We start from the raw sequence: 12,549 nt of genomic DNA, 5'->3' as shown, positions 1-12,549 counted from the left end.
CTGGTGCGTGGTGGGCGCGGCAGGTTTCGAACCTGCGAGTCTCGGGACGTGCGTTACATGCCGGGCTAGATGACGTCTCGCGAGCGGGGCCGACAGCCGTGCGGGTTCGTGATAAACCGCCATGGTGTGCAGCCGTGATGAACCACGCCTCGGACGGAGATGGGCATGCCTGAACCCCGAGCCTTCTGGCTCGATGAGCAGTTCGACCGGGAGCACGGCGCAGAGGGGCGCGGTCGCTACGAGGCCGAGGCGCTGAGGCGTATCGATGAGTTTGCCGACACGTGGGGCGACATCGCGCCCGTTACCTTCGCTGCCACAGCGTGGCGGCTGGCTACCGAGCTGTCACCTGGCTACGTCCGCTGGAACAGGCGGATCATCTCCGCGACCTGTACGCCGCGCCGGTGGGACGGGAGTATGACCTGCGCCGTATCGGTGATCTCGCGGTGGCCCGCCGAACTGACGTGGACCAAGCAGTGGCAGCGTGACCGTGGTTGGCGTGACTGGCCGCAGTTGTTTGGCCAATACACGACACCCTCGGATCAGGACCTGACGCGCAGTCCCCATCTGCGCGCGATGCTGCAGGTGGAAGCCCCGGTCCCCCTTGATGATCTGCCTCCGGCTCCCGACGGTCCGGACAAGTCCGTAGCGCCCACTGCCCGTAGAGCCGTGATCGTGCTGGCTCGGGAACTCAACGAACTCCTCGCTCCGATGATCGGCCAACTGGAAGCCGGCGTACCAGCGGACTCCTGACCGTCACCCAGGTCCTGACACTGCCTCGATCGCTCGGACCCGGCGGATCAGCGCTCGGGAAGCTCGGCCGCCGGCTGTCGTGACCGCCGTTGCTGTCACGGCCCGGGGAATTGATCTCCGGGCCGTCGTCGGTGCTGGTGGTGCGGGGTGGGCGCGGCAGGTTTCGAACCTGCGACCCCTCGCTTGTAAGGCGAGTGCTCTCCCACTGAGCTACGCGCCCGGAACGCCGTACGGCGGGCCGGCGGTTGGCAAGCTTACCCTGCCACCCGCCGGCCCGGGCGGACGCCTCGCACCTGTCGACAGGTCAGGCCACGGCCTCCGCCAGGGCCTTGCGCCAACCCTGCTGGTCACGGGCTTCACCGGGCATGTTCATCTCGGCGAAGCGGACCACGCCGGCCCGGTCGATGACGAAGGTGCCCCGGTTGGCGATGCCGGCCACCTCGTTGAAGACGCCGTACGCCTGAGCGACGGCGCCGTGCGGCCAGAAGTCGGACAGCAGCGGGAACTTGTAGTCCTCCCGGTCCGCCCAGACCTTGTGGGCGAATACCGAGTCGACGCTGACGGTCAGCACCTGGACCTCGTCGTTGACGTACTCGTCGAGGTTGTCCCGTATCTCGGTCAGCTCACCCTGGCAGACCCCGGTGAACGCCAGCGGGTAGAAGACCAGCAGGACGGTGCGCCGGCCCCGGAAGTCGGAGAGCCGGACCTCCTGGTTGTTCTGGTCCTTCAACACGAAGTCGGGCGCCTCGGCGCCAACCTCGACGGGCATGCCAACTCCTCGGATCGGTTCGGGGACGGCCTCGGTCGCCGTGGGGACAGGGCTACTTCTTGCCCTTGGCACCGCGACGTAGCACGAGTCGGGCACCGCTCCAGTCCTTGCCGGCGTTGATCGTGGAAGTCTGCTGGAGGCCGGCGGTGGGTGCCGACTCGGCGACCTCGCTCGGCTCGACGTGGCCCTCGCGGCCGGCCTTGGGCGTCAGCAGCCACACGACCCCGTTGTCGGCCAGCGGGCCGAGGGCGTCGACGAGCAGCTCGAAAAGATCACCGTCGCCGTCCCGGTACCAGACCAGCACCGCGTCGACGACCTCGTCGGTGTCCTCGTCGACAAGATCTCCACAACGGTCGGTCAGGGCGTCCCGGAGATCGGAGTCGACGTCGTCGTCGTAGCCCATCTCCATGACGACCATCCCCGGCTCGATGCCGAACCGGTCCGCCAGGCTGCGTACCCCGTCAGCAGCCTGACCAGCGGTCGCGCTCACTGTCGCGTGCCTCCTCATCTCGTCCGAGCCGGCGTCTGCTCGACGCCGTCAGGCAAAGTCCACACAGTTGTGCCCTCCTGCGCAAGTGGCGCACCGGGTGGAACGAAATTTACCGTGCCAGCAGCGTACGGGCACCCTGGGTGATGGCCTCCTCGGACACCAGCACCTGCCGGGCAGCCGGACCCAGCGGCACGAAGGAGTCAACAGCCGCCACCCGGCGTGCCGCACCGACATATCCGGCATCCACCAGCGCGGCGATCACTCCCTCGCCCACTCCGCCGGACCGGCGGGTCTCGTCCACCACGAGCACCCGGCCGGTCGCGGCGGCCTCCCGGATGAGGTCGGCCACCGGCAGCGGCGCGAGCCAGCGCAGGTCCACGACCCGGGTCCCGATCCCCTCGTCGGCAAGTGCCGACGCGGCCCGCAGCGACATCCGGACACCGTTGCCGAAGGTGATGATCGTGACGTCGTCGGCCGAACCGACCCCGTACACCCGGGCCCGTCCCACCGGCACGTGGCCGCCGGCCCAGGCACCCGGCTCGGCATAACCGGCAAGCCACTCACCGTCACCGTCGGTGTAGAGGTCGCGGGTGTGGTAGAGCGCGATCGGCTCCAGGAACACGCAGACGCTGCCGTCCACCGCCGCGCTCGCCAGGCAGGTCCGCAGCATCGCCGCCGCGTCGTCGGGCCGGGCCGGTACGGCGATCACCAGACCCGGTACGTCCCGCAGCACGGCCACCGAGTTGTCGTTGTGGAAGTGGCCCCCGAAGCCCTCCTGGTACGCCAGCCCGGCCACCCGCACCACCATCGGGTTGCGCCACGCGCCCTGCGAGAAGAACCGCATGGTCGCCGCCTCGCCGCGCAGCTGGTCCTCGGCGTTGTGCAGGTACGCCAGATACTGGATCTCCGGCACCGGCAGCATCCCGGCCAGGCCCGCGCCGAGACCGAGGCCGAGGATCGAGGTCTCGTCGAGCAGCGTGTCGAACACCCGGGCGGCACCGAACCTGTCGCGCAGCCCCTTGGTCACCCCGTAGACCCCGCCCTTGGCGGCGACGTCCTCCCCGAAGACCGCCATCTGCGGATGGTTGAGCAGCCCGTCGGTGAGCGCCGCGTTGATGCTCTGCGCGAGGGTGAGCGGCCCGGCCAGTTCCGGCGGCTTGCCGCCGAACGCCTCGGCCCGTGTCGCGGCGTCGGTACCGGCGGCGCGGGCGCCCGCGTCGGCGACCGCCAGGGCGACCCGGACCGGGCGGCGCGGTGCCAGCGGGGCGATCACCTCGGCGGCGTCGGCCAGCTTCGGCTCGTCGAGCACCTCCTCGGCGATCCGTCGGACCTGCCAGCCGATCTCGTCGTAGCGGTCCAGCAGCTCCGGGCCGCTGGCCAGACCCGCGTCCACCAGCCGCCGCGCGGTGGCGACCACCGGATCGCGGGCCACGTCGGCGGCGATCTCCGAGGCGGGACGGTACGCGCTCTCGGCGTCCGCGCCGGCGTGGCCCATCAGCCGGACCGTGGTCAGGTGCAGCACCGCCGGGCGTCGCTGCCGGCGTACCCAGGCCGCCGCCTCGACCGCCACCTCGTACGTGCCGACCAGGTCGGCACCGTCGGCGGCGAAGTACCGGATGCCGGGCTTGGACCGCAGGGCCGTGGCCACCCACCCCTGCGGCGACCGGACACTGATGCCAAGCCCGTTGTCCTCGCAGACGAAGAGCACCGGGATGCGCAGGCCGGTGTGGTCGTACCAACCGGCGGTGTTGAACGCGGCCGTGGCGCTGGCATGGTTGATCGAGGCGTCCCCGAACGAACAGACCACGATGGCGTCGGCGGCCCCGGGCGCCGGTTCGGGTTCCGCGCCGGGTCGGTTCGCCTCCCCTCGGGCGTCCAGCCGGCGGAGCCGCTCCACGGCAAGGCCCATCCCGACGGCCCGGGGCAGGTGCGAGGCGATTGTCGAGGTCGTCGGAACCACCGCGAGGTCGGCCCGGCCGAAGACCTTGTGCCGGCCACCGGCGATCGGTTCCTGGCTGGAGGCCACCATGCCGCGCAGCACGTCCCGGGCCGCGTCGGTGTACGCCCGGGGCACCGGCCGCTTGACCCCCGTCATCCGAATCCCGCCGTCGCCGGCGGCGGGCCTGGTCGTGGTGACCGGCGCGGTCACGGTGGCCGGCCTTGAACCGGCAAGTGGTACCGCTGCCGCCGGGTCGTCGGCTGCGGGCACCTCCGCCGCCGGATTCACGCCGGGTTCGACAACACCCGCACCGTCGGTCGAGTCGCGTCCCGCCGCGACCGCGTTTGTCGCCGGCTGGTCCGACCCAGCGGGGGTCTCCCGTTCGAGGGTCCCCGCCCGGTCCGGGGCGACGGACAACCCGCCGGTGGGCCGGCCGGCCGGCCCGACCGCGGCGGAAGGCCCGGTCTCGGTGGAAGGGCCGGTCTCGGTGGAAGGGCCGGTCTCGGTGGCGTCGGCAGCCTCGCCGGCCCGGGCGACCTGAACGGCACTGCCGTCCGGCGGCGTGGGCGGGACAGCCGGCGCGGACGATTCAGCCGACCCGACCGACGGAGACGACGACGATGAGGCAGCCGGCGGCACAGCGGTCGGTGGCACGAGGGACGGCGCGGACGGGTCGGCCTGGGCGGCGCGGACGCAGTAGAAGGCGCCGGAGCGGTAGTGCAGCAGGGCCGGGTCGGTGGGCCGCAGGGCCGCCGCCACCGCCGCGTTGCCCTCGTGACCGGCGGAGCCGATCGTGTAGTAGCCCTCGCCGAAGCTGCGCAGCCAGCGGCCGGCCAGGTCGAGTTGCCGGCTGGTGACCTGGGCGTCGAAGAGGTCCAGCAGTTGGGCACCGGTCAGCGCACCGCCCTCGGTCACCTGCCTTGCCGGGTCGGTGCGGTGCGGCGGTGTCGCGAGGGCGGCCAGGGACTCGCGGAACCGGTCGTCGAGATCCTGCGGGGTGGTCACGTCCGACAGCATTACCGACAGGCGCACGCCTCGCACAGTCGAGGACGTTTCACGCCGGCCCCGTCGGGCCGCAGTCCTCTGGGCAGCCACCGTCGGAGACCTTCCACACGAGGTCTCGCAGCGCGGCGAGTTCCTCGTTGTTGAGCGGGGTGAGCAGCCGGGAGTCGGAGAGCACGAGATGGACCCGGTCGCGCATCCGTCGGCCGGCATCGGTCACCACCAGCGTCTTCTGCCGTCGGTCGGTCGGCGCGACCCGGCGCTCGACCAGCCCCGCCTGCTCCAGCTTGTCGACGAGGGCTGTGACGTTGGACCTGTCACAGCGCAGCTGGTCGGCCAGCTCGCGGGCGGGCAGCGGCCGGTCCGGGTCGAGCTGGTACAGCGCGCGGGCCACGGCCGGCGTCAGGCCGAGCGCGGCGATGTCGAGATCCTGGTGGTGTCGCAGGGCGGAGGCGACGTGCATGATCCGGCGGACCGCGTCACCGGCCAGCCCGGCGCGGTCGGCCGGTTCCGGGCCGACCGGGGCGATGATCGGCCGTGACATGGTCACATCCTAGGCTCGCGGACCGCCGTCGACCGCGCCTGCGAGGGCGGCCGGGAGTACTTCTACCGGTTCCGCGTCCAACGGCACCTGTCGCCTGTCGGTCGGACCCGCACCGCTCCCGCACCGTGGAGCCTGCCCGCGACGCTGGCCATGGCGTTCGCGTCCTGCTCGCAGTACGAGCACGGGTACTTCACGGCGTACCGGCGGCTGGCCGAGTCCGAGCCGGAGATCGTCCTGCACCTGGGCGACTACCAGTACGAGTACGCCCGTGACACGTACACCGCACCGGGTGGGAACCCGCGTGACCACGAGGGTCCGGAGACCCGGACGCTCGCCAACTACCGGCAGCGGCACGCCCAGTACAAGACCGACCGGGATCTTCAGGCGGCCCATGCCGTCGCGCCGTGGGCGGTCCACCGGGGCGACGCGGTCACCGGCGGCGGCGTGACGGAAGGCGGGCGAGCCGTTACCGGGTGACGGGTGGGACGGACGGGAGCGGTCAGCCCGCCAGGAAGGAGAAGCGGACCTGCCGGGTCGGGTTGTCGCCGTTGGTGTCGACCAGGCAGATCGACTGCCAGGTGCCCAGGGCAAGTCGCCCACCGAGCACGGGCAGCGTCGCGTACGGCGCGACGAAGGCCGGCAGCACGTGATCGCGGCCGTGTCCGGGCGAGCCGTGCCGGTGCCGCCACCGCTCGTCGGTGGGCAGCACCGCGTCCAGCGCGGTGAGCAGGTCGTCGTCCGAGCCTGATCCGGTCTCGATGATCGCCACGCCGGCGGTGGCGTGGGGCACGAACACGTGCAGCAGCCCGTCGCCGCTGCCGGCGACGAACTGCTCGGCCTCGGCCGTGATGTCCCGGACGGTCGGCCGGGAACCGGTCCGGACGGTGATCAGCTCACTGCGCACCCTCGCATTCTTCCCCACCCGGCCGGGGCCCGCCGCGACCGCCGCCGACCGGCATAGTTACTGGTGGGTACGTGTGTCGCGCGTCGCCCTTCGGCCGGGTGGACGTGACGCCGAGTGCCGCGACGGGGCAGGATGGCGCTAGAGACCTATCCCACAACACAACCGAGGGAACGCCTGTGGCTACGGAACGCAAGCGCCCGGTGATCACGGCCGGCCTGCCGAGCCAGCTTCCGGACATCGACCCCGAAGAAACCAGCGAGTGGGTCGAGTCGCTCGACGGTGTCATCGACGACCGTGGCACCAAGCGAGCCCGCTACGTCATGCTGCGGCTGCTGGAGCGCGCCCGGGAGCGTCAGGTCGGCGTGCCGTCGCTGACCACCACCGACTACATCAACACCATTCCGCCGGAGCGCGAACCGTGGTTCCCCGGCGACGAGCACGTCGAGCGCCGGATCCGGGCGTACGTGCGGTGGAACGCGGCGATGCTCGTGCACCGCGCGCAGCGGCCGGAGATCGGCGTCGGTGGCCACATCTCGACCTTCGCCAGCTCGGCGTCGCTCTACGAGGTCGGCTTCAACCACTTCTTCCGGGGCAAGGAACACCCGGGTGGCGGCGATCACATCTTCTACCAGGGGCACGCCTCGCCCGGCATGTACGCGCGGGCGTTCCTGGAGGGCCGGCTCAGCGAGAACCAGCTCGACGGTTTCCGGCAGGAGCTGTCCCACCCCGGCGGCGGTCTTCCCTCGTACCCGCACCCCCGGCTCATGCCGGACTTCTGGGAGTTCCCCACGGTCTCCATGGGTCTTGGTGGCCTGAACGCCATCTACCAGGCCCGGTTCAACAGGTACCTCCAGCACCGGGGCATCAAGGACACCTCCGACCAGCACGTATGGGCGTTCCTGGGCGACGGCGAGATGGACGAGCCGGAGACCCTCGGCGCGATCGGGGTGGCCGCCCGCGAGGAGCTGGACAACCTCACCTTCGTGATCAACTGCAACCTGCAACGGCTGGACGGGCCGGTACGCGGCAACGGCAAGGTCATGCAGGAGCTGGAGGCGTTCTTCCGGGGGGCCGGCTGGAACGTCATCAAGGTGGTCTGGGGCCGGGAGTGGGATCCGCTGCTCGCCGCCGACACCGACGGCGCGCTCGTCAACCTGATGAACACCACGCCTGACGGCGACTACCAGACCTACAAGGCGGAGTCCGGGGCGTACGTGCGGGAGCACTTCTTCGGCCGCGACCCGCGTACCCGCAAGATGGTCGAGGGGCTCACCGACGACGAGATCTGGAACCTCAAGCGCGGTGGGCACGACTACCGCAAGCTGTACGCGGCCTACAAGGCGGCGACCGAGCACACCGGCCAGCCGACGGTGATCCTGGCCAAGACGATCAAGGGCTGGACGCTCGGCTCGCACTTCGAGGGCCGCAACGCCACGCACCAGATGAAGAAGCTGACGCTTGAGGACCTGAAGACCTTCCGCGACCGGCTCTACCTGGACATCCCGGACTCGGCGCTGGAGGAGAACCCCTACCTGCCGCCGTACCTGCGGCCGGACGACAAGTCCGACGAGATGCAGTACCTGCACGAGCGGCGCAAGCAGCTCGGCGGTTACCTGCCGACCCGGCGGACCAGCGCCAAGAAGCTGGCCATCCCCGGCGCGGAGCGCTTCGCCGACGTCAAGCGCGGCTCGGGCAAGCAGAAGGTGGCCACCACGATGGCCTTCGTCCGGCTGCTCAAGGACCTGATGAAGGACAAGGAGTTCGGCAAGCGCTGGGTGCCGATCATCCCGGACGAGGCGCGCACCTTCGGCCTGGACTCCATCTTCCCGACCGCCAAGATCTACTCGCCGCACGGCCAGCGGTACACCTCTGTCGACCGGGAGCTGTTCCTGTCGTACAAGGAGTCGACAGTCGGGCAGATCCTGCACGAGGGGATCAACGAGGCCGGCTCCGTCGCCTCGTTCACCGCGGCCGGCACGTCGTACGCCACCCACGACGAGCCGATGATCCCGATGTACATCTTCTACTCGATGTTCGGGTTCCAGCGCACCGGTGACGGCTTCTGGGCCGCCGCGGACCAGATGACCCGGGGCTTCGTGCTCGGCGCCACCGCCGGACGCACCACGCTCAACGGTGAAGGGCTCCAACACGAGGACGGGCACTCGCTGCTGCTGGCCGCCACCAACCCGGCGGTCGTCGCGTACGATCCGGCGTTCGCGTTCGAGATCGCGCACATCATGGAGAACGGCCTGCACCGCATGTACGGCGAGAAGCAGGAGAACGTCTTCTACTACCTCACCGTCTACAACGAGCCGATCCACCAGCCGGCGGAGCCGGAGGGAGTGGACGTCGAGGGCATCGTCAAGGGCATCCACCGCTACTCCCCCGCCCCCTCGCTGGACGGGGACGCTCCCCGGGCGAACGTGCTGGCCTCCGGCACCGGGATGCAGTGGGCACTCAAGGCGCAGCAGTTGCTGGCGCAGGACTGGGGGGTCGCCGCCGACGTCTGGTCGGTGACCTCCTGGACGGAGCTGCGCCGCGACGCGGTCGAGTGCGAGGCGTACAACCTCCTGCACCCGGGCGCGGAGCAGCGGGTGCCGTACATCCAGCACAAGCTGGCCGACGCGGACGGCCCGAAGATCGCGGTGAGCGACTGGATGCGCGCGGTGCCGGACCTGATCTCCCGGTGGGTGCCGGGCGACTGGACCTCGCTGGGCACCGACGGGTTCGGCCTGTCCGACACCCGCCACGCCCTGCGCCGGCACTTCCACGTCGACGCCGAGTCGGTGGCGGTGGCGACCCTGCGCCAGCTCGCGCTACGCGGGGCGGTACCGGCCCACGTGCCGGCCGAGGCGGCCAAGAAGTACGCCATCGACGACGTCAACGCTGCCCCGGTCGGCGAAACCGGCGGCGACAGCTGAACCTGGGACGACGTCCCCGGCCGAGGGGCCCGGCGCGGTACGACACCGCCGCCGGGCCCCTTCGCGTGCGGCGTTCGTCTCCGGTCGCGAGCCCGCAGGTATGACTCTTCCGGTATCGACGCATGTCTTTTTCGTGTAACACAGCGCATCCACAATTGCCGATAGGTGTTTCAGCTCTACCCCGGGACACCAGGCCGGCCGGTGGATCCACCCCGTCGCGCCCGTCCGCCGCCGGCCGGGACGTCACCGCCGCCTCCGCGCGCGACGGGAGGGAGCCTTCATGCGAATCGTTCGGATCGGTCTGTCCCTGGCCGTCGGCGTCCTGGTGGTGTCGATGGTCCCGGCGGGCTCGCCCTCGGTGGCGCACGACCCGGCCACCCCGGCCGGGCGCGCGTCGGCACAGGAGTTCATGGCGCAACGCGAACCCACCCAGCAGCTTGTCGCAGCCGCCGCCGCGACCTGCACCAACGGCCAGGCGGCGGGCTATCCCTGTCGCAACGTGGACCTGCTGTCGTTCATGCCGCTGTCCAGCATCGGCGGCAGCCAGGCCAACGACATCTGGGGTTGGACCGACCCGCAGACCGGCAAGGAGTACGCGCTCGTCGGACGCCGCAACGGCACCTCGTTCGTGGACGTCTCCAACCCGACCGCCCCGGTCTACCTGGGTAACCTGCCCGCCTACCAGAACCGCACCGCGATCTGGCGCGACATCAAGGTCTACCGGGACCACGCGTACGTGGTGGCGGACGTCTCCGGGCACGGCATGCAGGTGTTCGACCTGACCCGGTTGCGTGGCGTCACCGCGCCGCAGACCTGGACGGCGAACGTGCACTACAGCCAGTTCGGCAACTCGCACAACATCGCCATCAACGAGCAGACCGGGTACGCCTACGCGGTCGGCACCAACACGTGCAGCGGCGGTCTGCACATGGTGGACATCCGCACCCCGAAGTCCCCGGTGTACGCGGGCTGTGTCAGCAACGACGGCTACACCCACGACACCCAGTGCGTGGTCTACCGGGGTCCGGACACCACCTACACCGGGCGGGAGATCTGCGTCAGCTCCAACGAGGACACGGTGACGGTTGTCGACGTGACCACCAAGTCGGCTCCCCGGCAGCTGTCCCGCATCGGCTACACCGGGCGGGCGTACACCCACCAGGGCTGGTTCACCGACAACCAGCGGTACTTCCTGCTCGACGACGAGCTGGACGAGACCCGGCGCGGGGTGCGGACGCAGACCTACATCTGGGACCTGGCCGACCTGGACGCGCCCCGGCACATCGGCACCTACAGCGCGCCGTCCGGGGTACAGGCCACCGACCACAACCAGTACGTCAAGGGCAACTACAGCTACCAGGCCAACTACCGGGCCGGGTTGCGCATCCTGGACCTGCGCAACGTGGCAAGCGGGCAGGCCACCGAGGCCGGCTTCTTCGACATCTACCCGTCGAGCAACAGCGCCTCGATGAACGGGGCGTGGAGCACCTACCCGTACTACCCGAGCGGCATCGTGGTGGTCAGCGGCATCGAGCAGGGGCTGTTCGTGCTCCAGCCCCGCTTGTCATGACCACCATCGACCGTCGGGCGGCGACGTCCGCCAGCCAGGTCGAGGGGGCGTCCCGGCCGGGGCGCCCCCGCCCCGACCCGGTGCTGCCACCACCGGCCGGCGGGGCTGTGTGGCGGTACGCCGCCGCCGCGCTGGTGCTCGGCCTGACCCTCACCGTCGGGTTCTTCGCCGGGCGCGCCGGTGCCCCGGCGCCCGCTCCGGTTCGACCGGCGACCGCCGACCCACATGCCGGCCACGGCCCGGGTGGGCTGGAGGTGTCCCGCGACGGCTGGACGTTGGCCCTGGACACCCCGGCGCTGACCGCCGGCCGGCCCGGCGAACTGGCCTTCCGGATCACCGACCCGACCGGGGCCGCGCTCACCACGTTCCAGGAGAGCCACGAGCGCAGGATGCACCTGATCCTGGTCGGCCGGGACCTCTCCGGTTACCAGCACGTGCACCCGGAGATGTCGGCCGACGGCACCTGGCGGGTCACTGTCACGCCGAGCTCACCCGGCCCGCTACGGGCCATCGCGGACTTCTGGCCGCAGGGTGCGGCGGCCGGCGTCACGCTCGGGGTCGACGTGCCGGTTCCCGGCCGGTACGCCGCCGGTCCGCTCGCGCCACCCGAGGAGACGATCCTGGTGGACGGCTACACGGTGACCCTCGACGGTGGGCTGCGCGCGGGCGAGTCCAACCAGGTGCTCGTCTGGCTCGGCCACGACGGGCGGCCGGTGAACGACCTGCAACGCCACCTGGGCGCGTACGGGCACCTGGTGGCGCTGCGCCAGGGCGACCTGGCGTACCTGCACGTGCATCCGGCGGCGGCCAGCCAGCCCAGCTCGGTGGTGGCGTTCGGCGTCACCGTGCCGTCGGCCGGCACCTACCGGCTGTTCTTCGAGTTCCGGCACCTCGACGAGGTGCGCGTCGCCGCGTTCACCGTGATCGTGTGAGCCGCCGCCCGCGCCCGGGCGCGACGAGCGGTGGCGGCCCTGGTGCCTCTGGAAGGGACACCGGGGCCGCCACCGTCGCGGGTGACGCCGGGACGCGGCCCGTCAGCCGACGGCGGCCAGATCGGTCAACCGGGCCAGCGAGTCCTCCAGGTCGGCGCCGACCCGACGCAGGCCGAGCCGGAGCAGGGCGGCCTTGACCGGGCCGGCCGGCCAGCGCACGACGATGAGCCGTACGACCGTCCCGCCCTCCTGTTCGTCGGGCGTGAGCTGGACGTATATCTCGGTGCGCGCCTCCGCTCGGGCACCGGCGCCCTTGGCGCGTTCGCGCCAGCCGATAAGTGTCGGTTCCTGATAGGCGATCACCTCGGCCTCATGCGCGGCGCCGCGTCCAGCCTGGACCAGCTGCCGCCGACCGAAGCCCTCCCCCGAGAGGACCTCGGCCGCACGGACCCCGGCCAACCAGGCCGGCAACTGCTCGGCCCGCTGCACCACGTCCCAGACCGCTTCCACCGGCGCCGCCACGTGCGCGCTGCGTTCCACGAGGATCATTTCCGTCTTCCTCCAGTGAGGACATCCCACGATATTCGGCACTCTATGCGCAAAAACGGACGTATATGGACGGGTTCGTAAAAGACACGCCGAAAGGTATTGCGCTACGCGGACCGGCAGCCTATGGCGTCCGGCCGTCGCGCCCCCTAAAGTTCCGAACACATTTCGCGTTCACCGGG

The 12,549-nt window shown here is 70.9% G+C and carries 10 protein-coding genes, 1 tRNA gene and 1 pseudogene; 5 read left to right on the top strand and 7 right to left on the bottom strand.

Features of this window, described 5'->3' with window-relative positions; all coding sequences use genetic code 11:
- Positions 1–165: 165 nt before the first annotated feature.
- Positions 166–750, top strand: coding sequence for a hypothetical protein (locus Van01_RS12470; RefSeq protein ID WP_239099021.1), 585 nt, complete (start codon positions 166–168; stop codon positions 748–750).
- A gap of 148 nt (positions 751–898) precedes the next feature.
- Here the strand turns inward: Van01_RS12470 and Van01_RS12465 are convergent.
- From Van01_RS12465 to Van01_RS12445, 5 genes are all read right to left on the bottom strand, one after another.
- Positions 899–970: transfer RNA gene (locus Van01_RS12465), tRNA-Val, on the bottom strand.
- Between the two features lie 84 nt (positions 971–1,054).
- Positions 1,055–1,519 (bottom strand): peroxiredoxin, encoded by a 465-nt coding sequence (locus Van01_RS12460; RefSeq protein WP_204006051.1) that lies wholly within the window; start codon positions 1,517–1,519, stop codon positions 1,055–1,057.
- A 52-nt stretch (positions 1,520–1,571) separates the two neighbouring features.
- Complete coding sequence (locus Van01_RS12455) at positions 1,572–2,009, bottom strand: DUF3052 domain-containing protein (RefSeq protein WP_204006050.1); 438 nt, start codon at positions 2,007–2,009, stop codon at positions 1,572–1,574.
- Positions 2,010–2,118: 109 nt separating this feature from the next.
- On the bottom strand, positions 2,119–4,965 hold the full coding sequence (locus tag Van01_RS12450; protein ID WP_204006205.1) for a thiamine pyrophosphate-dependent enzyme: 2,847 nt from the start codon (positions 4,963–4,965) through the stop codon (positions 2,119–2,121).
- Positions 4,966–5,002: 37 nt separating this feature from the next.
- On the bottom strand, positions 5,003–5,494 hold the full coding sequence (locus tag Van01_RS12445; protein ID WP_204006048.1) for a MarR family winged helix-turn-helix transcriptional regulator: 492 nt from the start codon (positions 5,492–5,494) through the stop codon (positions 5,003–5,005).
- A gap of 48 nt (positions 5,495–5,542) precedes the next feature.
- On the opposite strand from Van01_RS12445, the pseudogene Van01_RS12440 reads away from it, so the two are divergent.
- Positions 5,543–5,908, top strand: a pseudogene (locus Van01_RS12440) (alkaline phosphatase D family protein); the annotation flags it as partial.
- 85 nt (positions 5,909–5,993) lie between these two features.
- Here the strand turns inward: Van01_RS12440 and Van01_RS12435 are convergent.
- The gene (locus Van01_RS12435; RefSeq protein ID WP_204006046.1) at positions 5,994–6,398 is read right to left on the bottom strand and encodes a YjbQ family protein; all 405 of its coding nucleotides are present in this window, start codon (positions 6,396–6,398) and stop codon (positions 5,994–5,996) included.
- Positions 6,399–6,574: 176 nt separating this feature from the next.
- Here Van01_RS12435 and aceE point away from each other — a divergent pair, with 176 nt between their 5' ends.
- The 3 genes from aceE to Van01_RS12420 all read left to right on the top strand — a co-directional run bounded on the left by aceE (position 6,575) and on the right by Van01_RS12420 (position 11,821).
- Complete coding sequence (aceE, locus tag Van01_RS12430; protein WP_204006044.1) at positions 6,575–9,319, top strand: pyruvate dehydrogenase (acetyl-transferring), homodimeric type; 2,745 nt, start codon at positions 6,575–6,577, stop codon at positions 9,317–9,319.
- A gap of 280 nt (positions 9,320–9,599) precedes the next feature.
- Positions 9,600–10,889 (top strand): choice-of-anchor B family protein, encoded by a 1,290-nt coding sequence (locus tag Van01_RS12425; RefSeq protein WP_204006042.1) that lies wholly within the window; start codon positions 9,600–9,602, stop codon positions 10,887–10,889.
- Positions 10,886–11,821 (top strand): DUF8832 domain-containing protein, encoded by a 936-nt coding sequence (locus Van01_RS12420; protein WP_204006040.1) that lies wholly within the window; start codon positions 10,886–10,888, stop codon positions 11,819–11,821. Before Van01_RS12425 ends, Van01_RS12420 begins: the two co-directional genes overlap by 4 nt.
- A 102-nt stretch (positions 11,822–11,923) precedes the next feature.
- Here Van01_RS12420 and Van01_RS12415 read toward each other — a convergent pair whose 3' ends face one another.
- Entirely contained in the window at positions 11,924–12,370 is a 447-nt protein-coding gene (locus tag Van01_RS12415) for an SRPBCC family protein (protein WP_093401307.1), read from the bottom strand.
- Positions 12,371–12,549: the final 179 nt, after the last annotated feature.

It is taken from the genome of Micromonospora andamanensis, assembly GCF_016863495.1.
Taxonomy (GTDB): Bacteria; Actinomycetota; Actinomycetes; order Mycobacteriales; family Micromonosporaceae; genus Micromonospora; species Micromonospora andamanensis.
The sequence above is the reverse complement of the archived record's forward strand: the minus strand, read 5'-3'. Positions and strand labels throughout refer to the sequence as shown.

Excerpts from the sequence above, each read along its gene's own strand:
- Van01_RS12425 (WP_204006042.1), top strand. The coding sequence starts at position 9,600 with ATGCGAATCGTTCGGATCGGTCTGTCCCTGGCCGTCGGCGTCCTGGTG.
- Van01_RS12470 (WP_239099021.1), top strand. The coding sequence starts at position 166 with ATGCCTGAACCCCGAGCCTTCTGGCTCGATGAGCAGTTCGACCGGGAG.
- Van01_RS12445 (WP_204006048.1), bottom strand. The coding sequence starts at position 5,494 with ATGTCACGGCCGATCATCGCCCCGGTCGGCCCGGAACCGGCCGACCGC.
- Van01_RS12460 (WP_204006051.1), bottom strand. The coding sequence starts at position 1,519 with ATGCCCGTCGAGGTTGGCGCCGAGGCGCCCGACTTCGTGTTGAAGGAC.
- Van01_RS12450 (WP_204006205.1), bottom strand. The coding sequence starts at position 4,965 with ATGCTGTCGGACGTGACCACCCCGCAGGATCTCGACGACCGGTTCCGC.
- Van01_RS12420 (WP_204006040.1), top strand. The coding sequence starts at position 10,886 with ATGACCACCATCGACCGTCGGGCGGCGACGTCCGCCAGCCAGGTCGAG.
- Van01_RS12415 (WP_093401307.1), bottom strand. The coding sequence starts at position 12,370 with ATGATCCTCGTGGAACGCAGCGCGCACGTGGCGGCGCCGGTGGAAGCG.